13 protein-coding genes and 1 pseudogene are annotated in these 20,600 nt (G+C 46.0%); 11 read left to right on the top strand and 3 right to left on the bottom strand.

What is annotated here, in order from left to right:
• Positions 1-109: 109 nt before the first annotated feature.
• From F7Y48_RS14485 to F7Y48_RS14460, 6 genes are all read left to right on the top strand, one after another.
• Positions 110-1,453: a DEAD/DEAH box helicase gene (locus tag F7Y48_RS14485; RefSeq protein WP_316684880.1), complete on the top strand. Its 1,344-nt coding sequence runs from the start codon at positions 110-112 to the stop codon at positions 1,451-1,453.
• A gap of 326 nt (positions 1,454-1,779) precedes the next feature.
• Positions 1,780-3,777 (top strand): prolyl oligopeptidase family serine peptidase, encoded by a 1,998-nt coding sequence (locus F7Y48_RS14480; RefSeq protein ID WP_316684879.1) that lies wholly within the window; start codon positions 1,780-1,782, stop codon positions 3,775-3,777.
• Positions 3,778-5,916 (top strand): TonB-dependent hemoglobin/transferrin/lactoferrin family receptor, encoded by a 2,139-nt coding sequence (locus F7Y48_RS14475; RefSeq protein ID WP_316684877.1) that lies wholly within the window; start codon positions 3,778-3,780, stop codon positions 5,914-5,916.
• A 12-nt stretch (positions 5,917-5,928) separates the two neighbouring features.
• Positions 5,929-8,178 carry a proprotein convertase P-domain-containing protein gene (locus tag F7Y48_RS14470; protein WP_256953027.1) on the top strand — a complete coding sequence of 750 codons (2,250 nt, stop codon included), beginning with the start codon at positions 5,929-5,931 and terminating at the stop codon, positions 8,176-8,178.
• 25 nt (positions 8,179-8,203) lie between these two features.
• Positions 8,204-9,655, top strand: coding sequence for a DUF1566 domain-containing protein (locus F7Y48_RS14465; RefSeq protein ID WP_182036017.1), 1,452 nt, complete (start codon positions 8,204-8,206; stop codon positions 9,653-9,655).
• Between the two features lies 1 nt (position 9,656).
• Entirely contained in the window at positions 9,657-10,232 is a 576-nt protein-coding gene (locus F7Y48_RS14460; protein WP_053808314.1) for a DUF1566 domain-containing protein, read from the top strand.
• Between the two features lie 109 nt (positions 10,233-10,341).
• Here the strand turns inward: F7Y48_RS14460 and F7Y48_RS14455 are convergent, their stop codons facing one another.
• A complete protein-coding gene (locus tag F7Y48_RS14455; protein ID WP_226421345.1) occupies positions 10,342-11,985 on the bottom strand; it encodes a methyl-accepting chemotaxis protein in 1,644 nt (547 codons plus the stop codon).
• Positions 11,986-12,313: 328 nt separating this feature from the next.
• Here F7Y48_RS14455 and F7Y48_RS14450 point away from each other — a divergent pair, with 328 nt between their 5' ends.
• The 5 genes from F7Y48_RS14450 (at position 12,314) to F7Y48_RS14430 (ending at position 18,321) form a co-directional block, all read left to right on the top strand.
• Positions 12,314-13,135 (top strand): phosphate ABC transporter substrate-binding protein, encoded by an 822-nt coding sequence (locus F7Y48_RS14450; protein WP_006741922.1) that lies wholly within the window; start codon positions 12,314-12,316, stop codon positions 13,133-13,135.
• 103 nt (positions 13,136-13,238) lie between these two features.
• Positions 13,239-14,171 (top strand): phosphate ABC transporter permease subunit PstC, encoded by a 933-nt coding sequence (gene pstC / locus F7Y48_RS14445; RefSeq protein ID WP_006741921.1) that lies wholly within the window; start codon positions 13,239-13,241, stop codon positions 14,169-14,171.
• Positions 14,172-14,193: 22 nt separating this feature from the next.
• Positions 14,194-15,057: a phosphate ABC transporter permease PstA gene (pstA, locus tag F7Y48_RS14440; RefSeq protein WP_005397882.1), complete on the top strand. Its 864-nt coding sequence runs from the start codon at positions 14,194-14,196 to the stop codon at positions 15,055-15,057.
• 60 nt (positions 15,058-15,117) lie between these two features.
• On the top strand, positions 15,118-15,867 hold the full coding sequence (pstB, locus tag F7Y48_RS14435; protein WP_005397884.1) for a phosphate ABC transporter ATP-binding protein PstB: 750 nt from the start codon (positions 15,118-15,120) through the stop codon (positions 15,865-15,867).
• 330 nt (positions 15,868-16,197) lie between these two features.
• Positions 16,198-18,321, top strand: coding sequence for a GGDEF domain-containing protein (locus F7Y48_RS14430; protein WP_048625364.1), 2,124 nt, complete (start codon positions 16,198-16,200; stop codon positions 18,319-18,321).
• A 117-nt stretch (positions 18,322-18,438) separates the two neighbouring features.
• Here the strand turns inward: F7Y48_RS14430 and F7Y48_RS14425 are convergent, their stop codons facing one another.
• Together F7Y48_RS14425 and F7Y48_RS14420 are read right to left on the bottom strand one after the other, a co-directional pair.
• The gene (locus tag F7Y48_RS14425) at positions 18,439-20,085 is read right to left on the bottom strand and encodes a BatD family protein (RefSeq protein ID WP_258506114.1); all 1,647 of its coding nucleotides are present in this window, start codon (positions 20,083-20,085) and stop codon (positions 18,439-18,441) included.
• 4 nt (positions 20,086-20,089) lie between these two features.
• Positions 20,090-20,600 (bottom strand): annotated as a pseudogene (locus tag F7Y48_RS14420) (hypothetical protein); the annotation flags it as partial.

Genomic DNA, 20,600 nt, shown 5'->3' with positions numbered 1-20,600 from the left:
GTGATCTCTATCTATACTCCTATGATTTGCGGTATTATACCGAGCTTTATTTTTTTGCTGCGTTAGAGCGGAAACGACATTACAGAGCGCTCAGACGCTGACTGATTTATTGGAGAATACTTTGCAATTTAAAGATCTAGGCCTAGACAACCGATTGTTGAAGAACCTAAAACACTACGATTTTAAAAAACCAACTGACATTCAAAAGCAGGCTATTCCTGTTGCGATTGCAGGCAAGGATTTATTGGCATCTTCGAAAACGGGTTCGGGCAAGACTTTGGCGTTTGTATTACCAATGCTTCACAAGTCTTTAAAGACAAAATCGTTTTCTGCCAAAGACCCTCGCGCAGTTATTCTTGCTCCCACTCGTGAGCTAGCGAAACAAGTGTATGGTGAGCTTCGCTCTATGCTTGCTGGCCTATCTTATGAAGCTGCATTGATTTTGGGTGGTGAGAACTTTAATGATCAAGTGAAAGCACTGCGCCGTTACCCGAAATTCATCGTGGCGACACCAGGACGTCTGGCTGACCACTTAGAGCACCGCTCGCTTTACCTTGAAGGTTTGGAAACGCTGATCCTTGATGAAGCAGACCGTATGCTGGATTTGGGCTTTGCACCTGAGCTTCGTCGTATCCATAAAGCAGCTAAGCATCGTCGCCGTCAAACATTAATGTTCTCTGCAACGTTGGATCACGCCGACGTAAATGACATTGCGGCTGAAATGCTTAATGCTCCGAAACGTATTGCTATCGGTGTTTCTAACGAAGAACACAAAGATATCACGCAAAAATTCTACCTGTGTGATCATCTTGATCATAAAGAGGCGATTCTAGATCGCGTACTTTCAGAAGCAGAATATCGCCAAGTTATCATCTTTACGGCGACGCGCGATGATACTGAGCGCCTAACAGCGAAGCTAAACGAGAAGAAACTGAAGGCCGTTGCATTGAGTGGTAACTTGAACCAGACTCAACGCAATACGATCATGAGCCAGTTTGAGCGAGCGGTATTCAAGATCCTAGTGACAACAGATGTTGCTTCTCGTGGCTTGGATATTGCGACAGTGACACACGTCATTAACTTCGATATGCCAAAGTATACTGAAGAATATGTACACCGTGTTGGCCGTACGGGCCGTGCTGGTAACAAGGGTGATGCGATTTCTCTTGTTGGTCCAAAAGACTGGGATAGCTTTAAACGTGTAGAAGCTTACCTACAACAAGATCTTGAGTTTTCAGTATTCGAAGATCTGAAAGGTAAGTTCAAAGGCCTGAAGCCATCTAAGCCAGATTTCCGTAACAAGAAAACGACAGCGAAGAAATCACGCCCTCAAGCGAAGAAGTTGGCTAAGAAACCTGTTAAACGTGACAAGAGTTTCTACAAAAACGTATCAGTGGGTGATGATGTGTTCATCCCGAAGAAAAAGCCAGCGGCACCAAACTCTGAAGAGTAAAAGTCGCTCCAGTTTTCAACTGATTTTAGTTTTTCAAAACCCGAGTGTTCGCACTCGGGTTTTTTTATGCTTATCTCCAGACGAAATGATGTCTTTCTATACTAACGTGTTTGCTAGGCTTTTATATTTGTCTGGTTTTATATAAACAGCATAGATCGCTAATTTAGAGAGATATTAAGTTTTATCACCTCGGTCCAAGCAAACGTTTTTCCTCACATACTAGATAAAAATTTCACATGATTATGAAAATGATAATTGATCTCATTTTTATTTGAGGGCAGAATACGCGCCATTGTATTAATCTTATAAATGAATTTGCTCTCTATATGAAATTTACTCATGTTTTTTTAGGGCTCATAATTACCTCTAGTTCTTGCTTTGCCGTTAATGATTTTAATTGGTTGCGAGATGACGCTCGTAAAGATGAGCGAGTTCTTACCTACCTAACAGAGCAGAACCGTAAGACTGAACAGCATCAAAAAAAATATCAGACGTTGACGCAAGATCTGCTCGTGCAGTGGGAAGCCATGGTGGCAGATAAAGGTGATAAACCATGGTCGATCGTAAATGGACGCGAATGGACGTTAACGCGTCGTGACGGTGGTTATGTGTTGCTATCACGTTCGAACCAGTATGCACAAGAGAACACAGTATTTGATTTCTCTGAACGTCAATCTGCATATCCGTATTATCAAGTAGGACAGTGGCAAGTAAGCGGAGACACGTTGCTTTTCACTGAAGATATTGATGGCAGCGAGCAATATCGCGCCGTGGTTGTTGATTTACTCTCTGGCCAATCTACGGAGCTGGCAACGCACGTCGATAGCGGTGTATTGCTTTCACCTGATGGTAAGATGGCTTACCTCGTTTCGAAGGAAATGCGTACACAGCGACCTCATCAGATCCTACGCATCTCCACTGAATCTTTGGCTAAAACCGTTGTATGGCACGAATACAAATCAGATTGGTTACTTTCTTTCTACCGTGCGGCAGATAGCCGTTACGTGGTGCTGCAAAGTAACAACGAGTCAACCACAGAGCAGAAGCTTGTTGATCTAGAAACGGGCACCGTAAGCGATTCACTGAGAGTGTCGGAAGCGGGCGTGGAATATTACGCGGATGTGGCGAAAGGGCGCGTTTATATCAACAGCAACCTTGAAGGTACATTTGCACTTTATCAAACCGATCTAGCACCTGTTAGCGCAACATGGCAACGCTTTACGACCCCTCGTGAACCGCTTGACCAGTTCTACCTTTATGATGCAGGAGTTGTGGCACTCAGTAAGCCGAACAACGTAGCGACATTGACGGTGTATTCATACCAAGGTCAGGAAAAAGTGATACTGCCATTGGAACAGGATGGCAATGTCGCTTGGTTGAGCACGTTGGGCGATTTTGAATCAAACAAGATTCGTATACGAAGCATGTCGATGACTACGCCTCCTCAGTGGGAAGAGTTCGATGTAAAAACGCTGACTAAAACCTTGTATTCTCAAGATGCTTACCAAGATTTTGATAGTCAACGTTATGTCTCCCAACGCATTTTTATCAAGCACGATGGTGTTTCTGTCCCGGTCTCTTTGGCGTATCGCAAAGACAAATTACACGCGAAATCACCCGTGATGATTTACGGTTATGGCGCATACGGTTTTACGATGAAACCGTACTTTATGCCTCAAGTCATAAGCTTGCTCGACCAAGGCGTGATTTACGCTATCGCCCATGTTCGTGGCGGTGGGTACTTTGGCGATGAGTGGCATGAGCAAGGCCGTGGTGTGCGCAAAGCCAATTCTATTGGCGACTTTGTCGCAGCCGCTAAGACGATGAAAACGTTTGAACGCGGTAATAGAGAGGTTTTCGCCATTGGTTCTAGTGCTGGTGGCACGTTGGTCGCGGGAGCGGTTAATCGAGATCCTAAGTTGTTTTCAGGTGTCGTGCTTAAAGTGCCTTTTGTTGATGTGGTAGCCAGCATGTCGGATACCTCACTTCCGCTGACCACACAGCAGTATGGCGAATGGGGTAACCCAACCAAATCTGAGCAACTGGCACTAATGAAGGCGTACGATCCAATTCTCAACATTCACAAAGACGCTTACCCACCGATGCTGGTTCAAGTCGGTTTGATCGACCAGCGCGTGCCTTACTGGGAAGGTGCCAAGTATCTCGCCAAGGTTTCTGAGCTAAGTGAGCACACCGGGCCTTACTTGTTACAGACCGATTTTAACTCGGGTCATCAAATGGACCCACGACAAGCGCAAGAACAACAAGCAAAAGAATACGCCTTTCTTTTATCACTGATTAATACATCTAAAGCGGAGCAGTAAATGAAGCTTACCCCAGTGTCAGCGGCAGTACTTTCGGTACTAGCTGCCAGCCAAGTGCACGCCAAATCTGACGTTTTCTCTATGGAAGAGGTTGTGGTGACGGCGAATCGGATTGAACAACCTGTGTCTGAAGTAGCAGGCAGCGTTGCGGTTGTCACCAGCGAAGAGATTGAACAAAAGGGCGAAACAGAGCTTTATGATGCGCTGCGTCACGAGCCTGGGGTAAGTGTGTCAGGTGGCGCTGGTCGTCCACAAAACATCACGATTCGAGGCATGACGGGTAACCGCATTATGATCATTCGTGACGGTATTCGCTCAGCAGACGGTTTCGGTGCGAATGACAGCAATGACAAAGTGGGCCGCGACACGTTCGATCTATCTAATCTTGAATCATTAGAAGTAGTGAAAGGGGCGAGCTCCTCAGTCTTAGGTTCTGGTGCTATCGGTGGCGCTGTGATTCTAAAATCCAAACAGCCGGGCGAGTTTTTAAAAGATCGTGACTTTTATGTTGATGCCACGGGCACTTACACGGGGATCAGCAATAAATACAAAGGCGCGAGCAATCTGGCGTTTCGTTCTGGCGACACGGAAAGCTTAGTCAACGCGGCGTATTGGCAAGGTGAAGAGACGCGTAACTTCAGCCAAGATTTGTACAACCGCGATTTGGATGGTTACAGCGCGTCATACGCCATCAATCATTTCTTCAATGATGAAGTGATGGTCAAAGCGCGTGCCGAACTTTATCGGCAAGACCAACAACGCCTGGAAGGGTCGCCATCTATACAGAAGGATGGCAAATGGCATATCGAAGACTTCGCAGAAGATGAATCGACAAAAGAGTACAGCGCTTATATTGGTGCAGAGGTTACACCGATTAATCCAACTTGGTTCGAAGAGTTAGATACAAAGGTCTACTGGCGCCACACCGAAGTGGTGGAAGACACGAATCGTTTAATGAGACAAGTTGACCACAATGGTTTGACTGTTAGACGTCGCGAGCTAGAACACAAAACCTTCATTGACGAAACAATTGGCTTCCGTGGTGATTTCACCAATACGATTTATGCTGCAAATGCTGAGCACCAATTGGCTTACGGTATCGAGCTTTCTACTGACTATTATGAACGCACAGATAGCGATTCCAAGATTGATTGGAACGGGGTAACGCCTTCGACCAAACAACCTTTCGCTCCTGCTCGTGCTTATAACATTGGTCTGTACGTTCGAGATATGGTGGAGCTGGATAAATGGACCATTACAGGCGGCCTGCGCTTTGATGCGCACCGTCTAACACCGGACGGTGAGGGTGAAGTGGGCGGCTTCCCATTAAAAGACATGGATAGCTCAGAGGTATCTCCAAGCCTATCGATTTCTCGTGAAGTGTTTGCCAATAACATCGCTTATGTATCTTATAACCACGGTTATCGTGCTCCGGAATACGACAAAGCGTATGGCTTCGTAAGCCATGACTTTGTGCCGCTAACGCCGTTTGTCATTGCACCGAACATGGACCTAGAGGCTGAAACTTCGGACTCGTTTGAAATCGGTAACAAATTCGATAATGGCCACGCGCAACTTTACGTTTCTGCGTTTTACAACAAGTTCCAAAACTTCATCGATGTTGTTACCACAGGGCAAGATAACTTCGGTAACTACATCAAGCAATACCAAAACTTACACGGCGTTGAAACCTACGGCGCCGAGCTTTCTGCCGCGTACGCTCTCACTTCCTCTTGGAGGCTAAGTACCAAGCTTGGTTATGTTGACGGAAAGGACGCCGAAGGCGAGTACGTTCGTAGCATCACACCTTTCGAGGGCAATGTTGGGCTGAACTATCAGCAGCAAGACTTTAATGCGTTCGCGACGTGGAACTGGGCTGGTTCGATGGATCGTGTGCCGAGTTGCCAAACGTCACTTGGACAAAAGACCGAGTGCGCACAAACAGATTCATGGAACACGCTCGATTTGGGGGCAAGTTACCAAATCACCAAAGATTTTCGTTTGAGTGCGACCATCATCAACCTGTTCGACAAAGAATACATTCGCTACCAAGACGTTGCTGGCATAGCAGATGAGAGCAAACGCTACTCAACGGAACCAGGTCGTTACTTTACGGTTAACGCGAAGTACATCTTTTAGTAGGAGCCCTGCATGAAACTTAAACTTTTGGCGCTTTCTCTTACGTTAGCAGGCGTTCAAGTGACGAACGCTGCCGAGTGGGATTACCCTAGCGCTGCCATTACGGTTACGAACCAAGCTGAAGCGCTGCGCTATTTACAAGCGAATTACGCTAGCGCTGGCGAACTTAAGTTTCGCTATCAAACTCGTTCTCAGCTCGGAGATCATTACAACTTTGATGTGTGGGTCGATGGGCAGTATCAACCGCAACGCACCATTGTGCTGTCGACTAACCAAGACAGTCAAGTTGAGCGTATTTTCAAAAGCCTTGAAGATACGGTGATTCGTAATGGTGAGGCGATGCCAGCCGGAGAACTGGAACTGCCTGTTCGCTTGGAAGTGACCGAGCCGCCAGCATTGAGCTCTGGTGAGTTAGTGACTGTTCCCGTCTCACTCTTTGATCCTGATTTACGTACAATGCAGCAACAAGCTGCGCCTGATTCTGCTTGGAATTCGTTAGAGGATTATCCGCAGCCACTTCAATATGTTGAGAAGCAGATTCAAGTTTTGCAGTCCGGTGGCAAGTTCTACCTAGCCAACGAGCGCGTTAAACAGGTGGATGCACTTGCATTACTGTCTTCACCTGCGGTAGGTGCGGAGCCTGTGCGTGATACAAGCAGTATTTTGCCGCCTGAGGGGGTTCAATCTTTTGCGGATGTAAAAGCGATGCAAAGCGCTCAACTTGGCGACAATGCCTTTTTGCAGTTGATGGCGTTTTACCATCTTGACAGCTCACTGCAGTACTTATCGAGCTTGAGCTATGACTTATTTGAAGAACCGCTTCGTTTTGATGGGCGTGGTTTGGCGCTCGACAACTCTTCTTACTACACAGGTTCGCGTGCGCTGATGTTAGGCGTTGGCGGAGTATCTCCAGATGCTGCAGATGCAGATGTGATTTTGCACGAGCTAGGACACGGGATTCACTATCAAATCGTTCCTGATTGGGCGTATGGCCATACTGGCGCGATTGGAGAAGGTGTTGGTGATTACTGGGCGGGCAGCGCGAGCTACCGAACACAGTATTTAGACGCAGCTCGCCGTGGCCAAGAATTCGAGTTAGATACGGTGTTCAACTGGGACGGTATGTTCGGAACACGCAAAACAACTCGTAGCTTATGGAACCAAAGAGCGCGTTACTTCGAGAGCTCAGAGTATCCAGCGCACGTTAGTGTGGGCGGTGAACTAGGCGATGAGCTGTGGTCAACGCCACTGTTCCAAGCACTTAAAGCGTCGGTTGAACGATATGGTGATGATACCGATAACGTGTTCCGCGAGTTTGACGCCATTGTACTTGAAGGCATGTACGGTATTGGTCGTGGCGTGAAAATGCATGATCTTGCGGAATCCACCGTGTTTGCCGCAAGCACTTTGTTCCCAAATAAAGACTATGCCCAGTTCCTGACGGACAGCTTCAAAAAACACAACTTACTTAAGGCGCCTCTTCGTGTTCGCTATGACGCTCGATACATCGCACAAGGTCAAGACGTGGGAGTGAGCCTGAGCCAAACTGGCCGCGAAGCGAGCATCAAAGGGCAATGGCAGCTAAATAACGCATCCGTTTTCGACTTTAATGAAACGCTTTCTGACTCGACCTCAATGAAGGTGGCGTTACCAAGCGGTCTGACATGTGGCACGCAATTCGATTCCTCTATTTCATTGGATTACCAATTTGCTGAAGGCTTAAAGACTCACCAGTGGAGTGAAAAGGTGATGCTGGTTAATGGTATGCCAGAGCTCGATATCCAGCCTCAACCAGTGAACTCCGCTTTGCCGGAGCAGGGTGACAGATTGTTCTCTCAGACGCTATCGGACAAGTCACGCACGATTGATGATTCGTTTGCGGTTTACCTGAACATCGAACATGACTCACTGCAGGATCTGCAAGTGACGCTTGTGTCTCCACAAGGTAAATCGGTTGTGCTACTTAGCCATCAATCAAGCAATACCAATGGATTTAAAGGTTACTTCACCGCTCAGTATGACGAGGAGTTACAAGCACTTGTCGGTCAACCGAGTTGGGGTACTTGGCGTCTCGAAGTATCTGACCGCGTGTCAGGGAACTCTGGGGTGTTGAAAGAGTGGGGTGTTAGTCACTTTGCTCAGTATCAGTGTAGTGCTGATACCACTAAAGAAAGCAGTGGTGGTTCAGGTGGCAGTGGTTCGCTTTGGACCTTGGTAGGACTTTTCCTGCTTTCAATGGTGAGAGTGATTCGTTCTCGTTAATTAAAATCTAAAGAAGACAAAATTTATGAAGTTTCAATATTCTTTCGTTGCTATGTCACTAGCCCTAGCTGGTTGTGGCGGTGGTTCTGGTGGTGACACGTCAACACCGACCTATAATGTAGCTGGCACCATCGTTTCTGCAGGTACACTTCTTGATACGCCAGTATGTATCGATTTAAACCAGAACTACGTTTGTGATACTACTGAACCGAGTGCTAAAACGGATAATGCTGGTAAGTTCTCCCTTACGTCAAGCGACAAGAACATTTTGACTAGCACGATTCTTGCTCAAGTTGATCAAGGCTCAAACCAAACGTTGCGTCTTGCGGCTCCAGGCCAAAACTTAGCCACGGGTAACACAGTAAATGGTGTAACAACATTGCTCGCAGGTCTTGTGGTTGACGGTAAAACCGTTGCTCAAGCTGAAGATATTGTTAAAGCGCAACTCACGGATGCCGGCGTTTCTCTATCTGGTACGGTAATGTCTAACGCAGAAGCCAGCGAGCTAGACAAGCTAGAGCAAAACACGGTTGCACTATTAGCTGCGATGCAACCACAACAAATGACCAAAGGCGTAGCGCTGCTTGCTCAAAGTCTTAGCTTCCAAGGTAAATCGCTAGCCTCTGATCTTCTGTCTGAAGCGGAAGTGAGTGCATTTGCTGAAGAAATTGCAGCGGTTGCTGAACAAACGGTTGGTAGTAACGATACGGGTGCCATTCTTCACTTTGCTGATGGCGCTGCAGACGTTGCAGAGGTTCAAGCTTCTTACCCTGGTCAAGATGCGGAATACGGCTTCGACAAACAGGACAAGCAAACGTCGACAGGCGCGGGCTTTAAGTTCGTTAAGCTAGATTCACAAGGCGCTGCTTTAGCTGCAGATGCCACTGAGTGGGCTTGCACTTTGGATGAGCGTACTGGTCTTGTTTGGGAAAACAAGAGTGCGGATGCGAGCTCTATTCAATTTAAAGACCGCCTATTTGCGTTTGAGTCTGAAACATTTAAGCCATTTAGCAAAGATGTAGATCTTGCGGGCTGTAAAGAGGTGGGCGATGAAATTTGTACTACGAGCCAATACGTTGAGTACATAAACAAACAATCGTTATGTGGAATCACTGGTTGGCGCCTGCCTACTTACCGTGAAACTTATGACTTACTAGATTTCGGTGAAAAGACACTATTTGCGCCGAGCACAGAATATGAACCGAACAATGTGTATGGTTTTAATGTCAAATACTTCCCACAGCAAACTTTAGGCAGCCCTTATTTAGAAAAAGGTGCGTTTTGGCATGATGGTTTTAGGTTTACGGAAACATCATCACAGCTCATGGATGGTGAGATTTATTTCCCCGCAATTGTCTCTCGGGGCGCAGATAGAGGGGCCACTTCATTCGTTGAGATTCGCTCAAGCAGTACAAGTGAAGATGCCTATGATTCCTACCAATTCCCAATCCGTCTAGTAGCAGTTAAGGGACAATAAGATGAAGAAACTAATGACCGCGCTATCTCTTGTGTTGGCTTCTCAAGTAGCAATGGCAGCACAAGAGTGTTCGACTGAGTTTGCTAAAACAGCACCTAATACACGTTACACTTATTCAGATAAGGGAACTGTAACTGACTTAAAAACAGGTCTTACATGGATGCGCTGTCCAGTCGGTATGACATGGAATGCAGCAAACGAAGAATGCACCGGAACGCGAGCTACGATGTCATGGCAATTCGCGCTGTCTACGGCCCAACAAATTCGTAATCCGTCCGGTAACCACCCTCTACACAACTTTGCTGGCAAAAAGAATTGGCGACTAGCAAACATTAAAGAGTTGGTATCGTTAACGGAGCAAGCTTGCTATAGCCCAGCGATGAATGGTACAGGCTTTGCGAGCGGTTATACACTGACAGACAAGGACGATATTTTAGGACGTAATATCTGGAGTAACACACCTAATGGTGACGGTAAGCATGTTGCTACTCTTGATACGACTAATGGTGAGGTTTTCAATAGAGATCCATTAGACTCAAGTTTCAAAAGCTCTCTCTTGTTAGTGACAGATGAATAATACTTATTACGTTAATAAAGATTGATAGCTTTGCCTTTATAAAAAGCTCCGCCAGTGCGGAGCTTTTTTCTTTTCTAACCTTTGGCACTTATCGTGTTGAGCAGAATGTTTAAACTTGGAACTGCTTAAGTTGGTGCTTTTGGTTTTCCGCTAAGTCTGAAAGCTCTTGAGCGGCAGAGGCGGACTGCGTAATGCCAGTCACGTTCTGGCTCACTAGTTCATAGATGTTCGTTAAGTTGTTGTTGATATCGGCCGTGACCTGTTTCTGCTCTTCTGATGCGGTCGCCACTTGCGTGTTGATTGAGTTCAGAGCGGCGATAGCATTACTGATATTAGCAAGTGATTGGCTAACTTCTTGTGCCAGAGCTTGGTTGTCTGACAACATGGCTAAGCTAGAGTGCATGCTTTCATTCGCGTGACCAGATTGCTGCTGAAGCTCTTCGATGATGGTTTGGATCTCTTTCGTCGATTCCTGAGTTCGCGCCGCTAACATACGTACTTCATCGGCGACTACCGCAAAGCCTCGGCCACTTTCGCCCGCTCGTGCAGCCTCGATCGCTGCATTCAGTGCAAGCAAATTGGTTTGCTCAGAAATGCCTTCAATCACTTCGATCACGCGACCAATGTGTTCTGATTGATCTTTCAGCGATGTCACGACGGCTGCGGCTTCGTTGAGTTGTTCTGCCATTTTTTCGCTTGCGCGAGTGCTTTCCTCAAACATGCTCAGACTTTGTGAGGTAAGCATGCGTGCTTGATTTGATGCGCTATCGGCTTCTTGTGCATTGGTCGACACTTCAGCTGCAGTCGATTCTAGTTGGTTGATTGCCGAAGCCACTTGCTCAACTTCTTGCTTTTCTTGATCTGAGTTAACGCTGCTTTGAGTCATAACAGTCGCTAACTCGGTCGATGCTGATGCCACATCTTCACTAATTCGAACTAATGCACTCACGGTTTCACGCAGTTTGTCGATGGTTTGGTTTACATCCTGAGCCAGTTGCGACACTTCGTTTTTTCCGATGGCTTCGGCTTTAACCAATAGATTTCCCTTCGCGACTTCTTGCATGGTTCCTTGAAGGTTACGAATCGGTGCAACGATATAGCTGGCTAGTATCCAACTAATAAGCGAAGCAGCACTCAAGATCACCGCAAGTGAAACCGCACTGTAAGTGAGCGTGGTTGAATGCTGTTCGCCATTCGCTTCCACTTCATCGGTGACGATTTGATTCAATTGTTTAGACAGGTTGTCGATGGCGTTGATCATTGCTTCGCCAGCCAATCGATATTCTGCCATCGCAGATTCGTACTTTTGATTGAAATCGGATGTGGTGTAGCCAGAAGAGTGTTTGGTGGTGAGCAGAGGTGTCATGGTGACGCGCGTGAAATCAACATAGTGATCCATGGCTTTGCGCATAGTATTCACTTCGGTTTGAACGCCTGGGAGGCTATCGATGGAATTCAGAAAATCGCGGTTTTTGTTTTGTCGTTCAGACAGTTCTTGGTTGAGAGATTGGACATCTTCGGCTCTAAATAGACTGTAAATGGCTTTGATGCGCATAGCGTAGGTGTTGTCTACGATGGCGCTGAGTTCCTCTTTATGAATGATCAGCTTGTTGGTGGAAGTGGAAACCTTATTGAATGCTTGGTCGAGCTTGCCGATTCCGACGCTCAATCCAATGATGAGTAATACAACGGTGAATAGAACAGGCAAAAAGACCTGAAGTTTAATAGAAAGCGTACTAAGAAATTGACGCATGATTGACCCTCTATCGGTTTAATTATTATCTTTTTTATAAATAAGCATCTCGATTTTAATTGCCACATTCGTCAAATCAATGACTTACTCATATCCAATTGTTATGAAATGTACCAAAATCGATGGAGTTATCATTTTGAGCGCGCGGCAATTTATAAAAGCGCTAAGCTAAAAACGGTAGAGGGATTAATCGCGGAATTAATATACAGAAATGACAACGTGTCATAGAGGGTTCAACTAAGTGAAACACAACTGTCATATTCAAATTCTAAAGTGAGCACCGTTCAAGTGAAACACAACGGCAATAAAGCCACTTAAGGAAATTGTGATGAAAAAGACAGTAATCGGTGCAATCGCACTTCTAGGCGCAATGGCAGTGACTCCTGTTTCTGCTAAAGAAACTATCTCTGCAGTGGGTTCTAGCAGCGTAACTCCACTGATGGAAGTTTTCTCTGAAACGTACATGAAGAAGAACCCTAACGTATTTATCGAAGTTCAAGGCCCTGGTTCTTCAGCTGGTGTTAAAGCAGCAAAAAATGGTTCAGCAGACCTTGGTATGTCTTCTCGTAATCTAAAAGACTCTGAAAAAGAATCAACACTAATAGAAGAAGTGGTTGCTCGTGATGGTATCGCAGTGGTTGTTAACCCACAAAACAAACTGCCTGGCCTAACAGCAGAGCAAGTGACTGCAATCTACAAAGGCGAAGTATCAAACTGGAAAGAAGTCGGTGGTGCAGACAAGCCAATCGTAGCAATTACTCGTGACACGGCTTCAGGTACTCGTGGCGCATTTGAAGACATCATGTCTCTTAAAATGAAGATTTCTGGTAAGAAGGTATCAGCTATCTCTCAACGTGCTCAAGTTGCAAACGGTAACGGCGCACTCAAAACAATGGTTGCATCTAACCCATACGCAATCGGCTACATTTCTCTTGGTACTGTAGACAACACTGTTAATGCTCTAGCAATCGACGGCGTTGATGCAACGGTAGCTAACGTGAAAAACGGTTCTTACAAAGTAGCTCGTCCATTCCTTGTGCTTTACAAAGAAGGCAAGCCATCAGCTGAAACGCAAAAATTCCTAGACTGGATGCTAACTGAAGATGCGCAAAAGCTAGTTGACCAAAACGGTTACATCTCAGTTAACTAATTCTATCGGGACTCTTAAGTTTGCTCAGCCCACCATTTAGGGCTGAGCCTTTTCTATCCATAGTGTTCACCGGCAAAACGCCCAGAACCGTGAGATTTTTTAAATGACCATCGCAACAAATAGTGAAAAGCTTATGAATACTGACGCTAAAGCTATCAGCAAGCCCGGCCTGCGCGAGAAACGTCGCGTAGACTGGAAAGAGCGTATCTTCCACGGCTTGTTCCTAACCAGTGCCGTTATCGGCATCGTCTCATTAGCCGTTATTGCTTACTTTATTGTTCGAGAAAGTATCCCGGCATTCCAAGAAGCTGGTGTATCGGGCATCGTTCTTGGACAAAACTGGCTGCCGCCTGCACTTTACGGTGTTGCGACAATGATTGTTGCATCTATTGTATCGACGGCAGGTGCGGTAATCGTCGGTGTGCCAATTGGTGTGCTGACGGCTATCTTTATTGCCGAAATTGCACCAAAGCGTCTTGCGGATATTATTCGTCCTGCAGTTGAGCTTTTGGCAGGTATCCCGTCTGTGGTTTATGGTTTCTTTGGTTTGGTCATCATCGTACCGCTGATTCAAAACATCTTTAATGTCCCTGCGGGTAACACGATTTTGGCAGGTATCATCGTGCTTGGTGTGATGATTCTACCGACCGTAATCACGGTATCTGAAACGTCTATTCGAGCTGTGCCTCGTGCATACAAAGAAGGCTCTTTGGCACTTGGCGCTTCGAAAATCTACACAATCTTCAAATTGCTCGTTCCAGCGGCTCGTTCAGGGATCATGACGGGTGTGATTTTGGGTATTGGCCGTGCTCTAGGTGAGACAATGGCGATCATCATGGTGATGGGTAATGCACCTGCTATGCCAGAAGGCATCCTAGATTCGGCACGTACGCTAACCGCAAACATCGCGATTGAAATGTCTTACGCAAGCGGTATTCACGCCAACGCTCTTTACGCCACCGGTGTTGTACTTCTGGTCTTCATCATGTCGTTGAACGCTGTACTTCTTTACCTAAACCGAGAAAAAGCGAAGTAATCGCTCGTTAAAGGTGACTATTATGGATCGCGCAAAACTAAAACAAGCTCGCCAGTTCAAAGATAACGTCTTTAACGCTTTGGTTTGGATTTCGGCAGCACTAACGGTAGGTTTTTTGTTCTGGATTATCTGGTACATCCTATCAAATGGTCTACAACACGTAGATTGGAACTTCATTACTGATAACTACACACGTACTGGTGAAGAGCACGGTATCTTCCCGATGATCGTCTCGACCATCTACATGGTTATCGCATCCATCGCGGTAGCGGCGCCACTGGGTATCATGACGGCAATCTACTTAACCGAATACGCGAAAGTCGGTAGCCGATTGGTAAAGATTATCCGATTCTGTACTGAGTCGTTGGCGGGTATCCCATCGATCATCTTCGGTCTATTCGGTATGACGTTCTTCGTGGCAATTCTTGGCCTGGGCTTCTCGATTCTGTCGGGTGCACTGACTCTAAGTATTCTTATTCTGCCAGTGATCATCCGTACTACGGAAGAAGCACTAATGGCAGTGCCTCAAACGTATCGTGAAGGCTCATACGGCCTTGGCGCTTCGAAAATTTACACTATCTGGCGTTTGATTCTTCCGAGCGCAATGCCAGGTATCTTAACCTCGGTCATTCTAAGTATTGGTCGTGTCATTGGTGAGTCTGCTCCTGTATTTCTGACAGCAGGCATGGTTGCTCGTATTCCAGATTCTCTGTTGGACTCCGGTCGTACATTAACCGTTCACCTATACAAACTGACTACCGAACTGTTTACCGTTGAAGAATGGAATCAGGCTTACGGTACCGCAACAGTGCTTATCGTGGTTGTTCTTCTGATCAACATGGTAACGAAACTGATTGCTAGACGTTTTAACACCGCAACTTACTAACAACACTAATTAAGAACGCACGTTAAAAGACACGAATTCAAGATTTAAGAGATTAAGAAAATGAACAAATTTGATATTGAAAACCTAGACTTATTCTACGGTGAAAACCAAGCACTGAAATCGATCAACCTACCAATTCCAGTTCGCCAAGTAACGGCGCTTATCGGCCCGTCAGGTTGTGGTAAATCAACGCTTCTACGTTGTTTGAACCGCATGAACGATCTAATCGAAGGCGTGAAAATTACGGGTAAATTGGCGATGGATGGCGAAGATATTTACGGCAACATTGATGTCGCGGATCTTCGCATCAAGGTTGGCATGGTGTTCCAGAAGCCAAACCCATTCCCGATGAGCATCTACGAAAACGTGGCTTACGGCCTACGTGCTCAAGGTATCAAAGACAAGAAACACATTGACGAAGTGGTAGAGCGTTCACTACGCGGCGCAGCACTTTGGGACGAAGTGAAAGATCGTCTGAAGTCACACGCATTTGGTCTATCGGGTGGTCAGCAACAGCGTCTGTGTATCGCGCGTACTATCGCGATGGAGCCGGACGTAATCCTGATGGATGAACCAACGTCGGCACTTGACCCAATTGCGACACATAAAATCGAAGAACTGATGGAAGAGCTGAAGAAGAACTACACCATCGTTATCGTGACTCACTCAATGCAACAAGCGCGTCGTATCTCTGACCGCACTGCGTTTTTCCTAATGGGTGAACTGGTTGAGCATAACGATACTCAAGTGATCTTCAGCAACCCTCAAGACGACCGAACTCAAGGCTACGTAAATGGTGATTTCGGTTAATTCGCCATATTTACAAGCATAACTAAATAACTATAAGCGATGGTAACTTTGCCCCTCTTTGTGAGGGGCCTTTTTCTTTTCAAGCTGCGGATTTATAACACCAACCTATACCAATAATTCTTGCAAGGAAGCACAAATATCCCTCCCTTTTTTATAGAACATGTAACTTATGTGAAATGCGGTTATAAAAGTGCTGAAGAGCTCTCGAATGTGAAACTAAGTCTGATAATTTTGCGAATGACTTAACAGCTCAAATTTGATTGTATTGATTGCATATGATGGCCTAAGTAGTTTTTTATCGAGAATAAAAAAGTAGATTAGGTTGGTAGGGTGAGTTTAAGAAGTTTTACAAGAAAAGTGTCTTCAACGAGGGATCATCGCTTATTAGCGGAGGCGATATTTGATCATTTAGAGAGTTTGCTCTCCCCTCAAGCCTTAGCCATTTTTGAAGATCCTTCAATTAATCCCCGTTATTCTGTGAGTTTCTCTCGCGGGGAGCTTTACCCAATCCAAAGCTATCCTGACAGCTTCTGGGAGTGGGCGAGTCAGTTTGACACTTCTGAAAGCATCATTCCTCTGGCGATCAATACTTGTAACTGGAACCACACCCAAGATCTAGGTGGAGATAGTTACATAATGATGCTCGATAACACGCCTATCAAACGCACCTACCTACTGATTCAATCTGTTCATGCTCGCACGGCACACAATATCTATGAAGAAAGCTATGATGCAATGCAGCTTGCAGCGGCGCGTTGGCAGTGCATTCGCGCCGAGAAAAATGCGTCGCAAGAGATGAGACACAGAGATATTCGTGAAGCGCAATATGTCGATGAAATTAACCAACGCGAGCGCTTTATCGAGAACATGAAGTTAGTTCAGCAAGTTGCTCTCGAGATCTCCAACCCTGATTCCTTAAAAGATTTGTATTACAAAGCCGTCGAAGCGCTACGTCAACGGTTGGGGTTTGATCGCTCCACACTGATGCTTCTAGATATGAAAAAGCGCAGTTTCAGTGGAACATACGGCACGGATGAATCAGGCATCACCATTGATGAGTTCCACACGCAATACGATTTACACCAACTGAGCGAAGAATACATCGCTGCGCTGTCAAGCCTTGAGAGCAACCTAGTGATCGTGGAAGATGCGCCGATATACACAGCTGGTAAAGTGGTTGGGCAGGGGTGGAACGCGATGTTGATCCTACGTGATGGCAATGAGCCATTTGGTTGGTTCGCGCTTGATAACTTTATTCATCGCAAGCCGATAACAGCGTATCAAAAACAGATGTTGGACTCGTTTGGCTCCCTTTTCTCACAAATTTACATTCGAAAGCGCCAGGAGCAGAACGTGCGTATGTTGCATTCAAGCATGGTTGAGCTATCACGCTGTACAACCGTCAGTGATGTATGTAAATCGGCCGTCACTTTTGCCATCAAAAATCTTGGTATTGATCGGATGGCGGTGTTTTTGACCGATGAAAATTGCTCATACATGCAAGGCACTTGGGGGACTGATATTCAAGGCAATGTGGTGGATGAGTCTTATTTCTTTGGTGAGACACAAGACTTTTCGTTGATCAATTTAGCTCGCGCCGTACCTAGTGAAGTGGCATTTGAGGAATCCGTTCCTATTTATCATGACTGTAATATTGTCGGCTTTGGCTGGGCTGCGATGACGGTTTTGACTTCGAACAGCAGCGGGCCCATCGCCTTTATTGCTGTTGATAACTTATTGACGCGCGCGCCGCTGACTTCTCAGCTACGTGAAGTGATTCGTATGTTCGCTTCCAGTCTAGCGGAGGTTTTGCAGCGCACTCAAGCGCAAGAGGCGATTCGCGGATTAAACGAAAACCTGGAGTTAGAAGTACAGAACCGAACCAAAGAGTTGGAAGAAGCCAACCGACAGCTTGAGGTGCTTTCTAAACTTGACCCTCTGACACGTCTTGGCAATCGCCGTATGTTAGAACATGTGATGCAGAAATATTGCGCGCTAGAGTGTGAGGAAGCGATGTCCTTTGGTCTTATCCTGATTGATATTGATCACTTTGGGTTATTTAACAATCACTATGGCCATCTCGAAGGGGATATCGCACTAATGCGCGTGGGTCATATCTTGGATCATCATACCAAAGGTGAAGACGAGGTTTTCTGTCGCATTGGTGGAGAAGAGTTTGTGTTACTAATGATCGGCTCCGATCAGGAGGCGGTAAAGCAGAGAGCGGAGCGTATTCGTCAATGCATTGAAGATGAAGGCATCAAACACCAACACAACCCAGAAGGTGAGCTGCTCACCGTGTCAGTCGGTTATTCTTGCTACAAAACGAAAGGCAAAGACTTTAATTTCGACCATCTTTACCAGTTGTCGGATAAGGCTCTCTATCAAGCGAAGAGTCATGGTCGAAATTGCGTAAGGCGATATGAGTACGAGCATCAAGCTTTTGTTGAATAAGTGATGCTCATAACATCAAAGTTACTGAGACAGTTTGGTTGATTTTTAGATAAAACTGCTAAAGTGAGTTTGGTCCGCTCAAGAAAAATGGCAGCTCTCGTGAGCTGCCATTTTGCTTTATAGTTTTTCTAGCTGGTGGTTGGTTTTTGTTACGTTTGCTTTGCCAAGGTTTTGAATTTTTGCCAGTAGCGAGTCTGGATGCCAGGGTTGTTGATTGGCACTAAAACGCGCTTGGTTCATGGCGTCAAGCTCTTGTTTTACTGCCTGCACATCACCAGAGCTTAACCTGTCTCGGTGAGTGTTTAGATACTCGTTTACTGAGCGTTCAATTTTAGCAGCGTCCCCTTCATTGATGACTTTTTTCAACGCATCAACGCAAAGAGGTTGCTCGGTATTCGAAACCGTTTTACTCGCCGTCATAGGACGCTTCTTCCATGCCCAAATCGCGATTCCTAACGTCGCCACCCAAAGTCCAGCGAAAACAAAGGTCAGGGTTTGCCAGAGACTGCTCACTCCACCGTTTGGTTCGGGACTGATGGCTGACTCAGGTGGTGTTGGCAGAGGCGATTCCGGCAATGTGATAAGCCCGGTGTCACTTTGCTCTATTTCTAATTGTAGCTCTGGTAACGTCGCTTTTTTCGCTTCATCATTTTGGCTGTCCCACCAGTTCAAATGGTATCCCGGCAAGGTATATGACCCAGCCTCAGTGGGGATAATGACTTGCTTCACTGTCATGATAACGGTGCCATCTCTCGCGCTGTCGAATTGAGGCTGTTCTGGGTAGACCCGTAGTGAACTTGGATAATCAATACTTACTCGTGGAAGGTATTCGGCTTGTGTTCCGCGAGCTTTAATTTGAATGGTTCGAGTGAGTGAAGAGCCCTGTTTGACAGTGTTGAGCGCATTAACCGACAGTGGATTACCTTGATCGTCTTGCCAGCTCTGCGTCATTTCTAACGCTGAAGCTGGAAGCCATTCCCCTTCAAATTCACTTGGGATTGATTTTACCTCGATAGGCATTTGCTCAGCTTTGGTGTTGATTGGCATGATCTTGGTAGAGCCCGTCAAGCTGTCGCCATAAATGTAAGAGCCTGTCAGTCTAGGACCTATCAAGGTGTAAGTACCCGGCTGATTCGCCGTTAAGCGAAACGACTGTTCAATGACCGCTACTTCTAATCCATTTAAGATCTTTTGTCCCTGCTGTAAGCCACCAATAGCTTCAAGCTTCATGCCTTCAATCTGTGGAGGCACAATTTGTGGGTTATCAAGACGGCGGGTATCTGCTTTGATCAAAAGCTGCATACGTAATGTCGCAGATTGCTGAGGGTACAGCGTGCTGTTGTCGACACTGATATTAAAGCTAAATAGGTCATCGAGATTGGGTTCAGCTTGGCTTGCGGTGACGCGAAGCTTTATTGGCTCCGTTCTCATACCATCTGCGGAAAAACTCGGAATAGTCAGAACACCTTCTTTCATCGGCGCAATCGAGATACTCCACTCAGTACGTACAGATTTTCTTCCGTTAATGTTATTGCTGGAGCGCCCATAACGAGGTTGACCCAAGAAAAAGTCGTTCTCAAGTACATTAAAGTCAATTGCATCTGAGCTGAGCTCAGTATCTGCCATGATTCTGAGGTTGATCACTTCATTCTTAGCAACTTGTGTTTTATTGACGCTTGCTTGAAGCGTCTGTGCCATCACCGAGAAGCTGGATAATAGGCTGGCCACAAGAATAAAGATCAGTTGTACGCCTTTGTTCATCACGGGCTTACCACTCCTTTTGAGATTGTTGTGGAGGTTGTTTTTGTTGAGCTTGAAGCTGCATTTGTGCACGAATCAAAAAGCTTGGATCGCGAGCGCTTTCGACTGCTTCTAGACGACGGAATTCAGGATCATCCCGATGCGTGTTTTTTGGCTGCACTTGAGCCTGCATTGGTTCACCTTGTTCCTGAGCCTGCTTTTCACCTCGTTTCGGTCGATGTTGCTCTGTTTTTTGCTTTTCTGTTTTATTTTCAGATTCTTGCTGATTTTGTGACTGTTGTCCTTGCTCTTCCTTCTCACCGTTTTGAGACTTTTGTTGCTGTTGCTGTTGCTGTTGCTGTTGCTGTTGCTGTTGCTGTTGCTGTTGCTGTTGCTGTTGCTGTTGCTGTTGCTGTTGCTGTTGCTGTTGCTGTTGCTGTTGCTGTTGCTGTTGCTGTTGCTGTTGCTGTTGCTGTTGCTGTTGCTGTTGCTGTTGCTGTTGCTGTTGCTGTTGCTTTTTGTGTTTCTGTTTCTTCTTC

Source organism: Vibrio sp. 2-1-2a (assembly GCF_032648565.1).
GTDB lineage: Bacteria > Pseudomonadota > Gammaproteobacteria > Enterobacterales > Vibrionaceae > Vibrio > Vibrio diabolicus.
The sequence above is the reverse complement of the archived record's forward strand: the minus strand, read 5'-3'. Positions and strand labels throughout refer to the sequence as shown.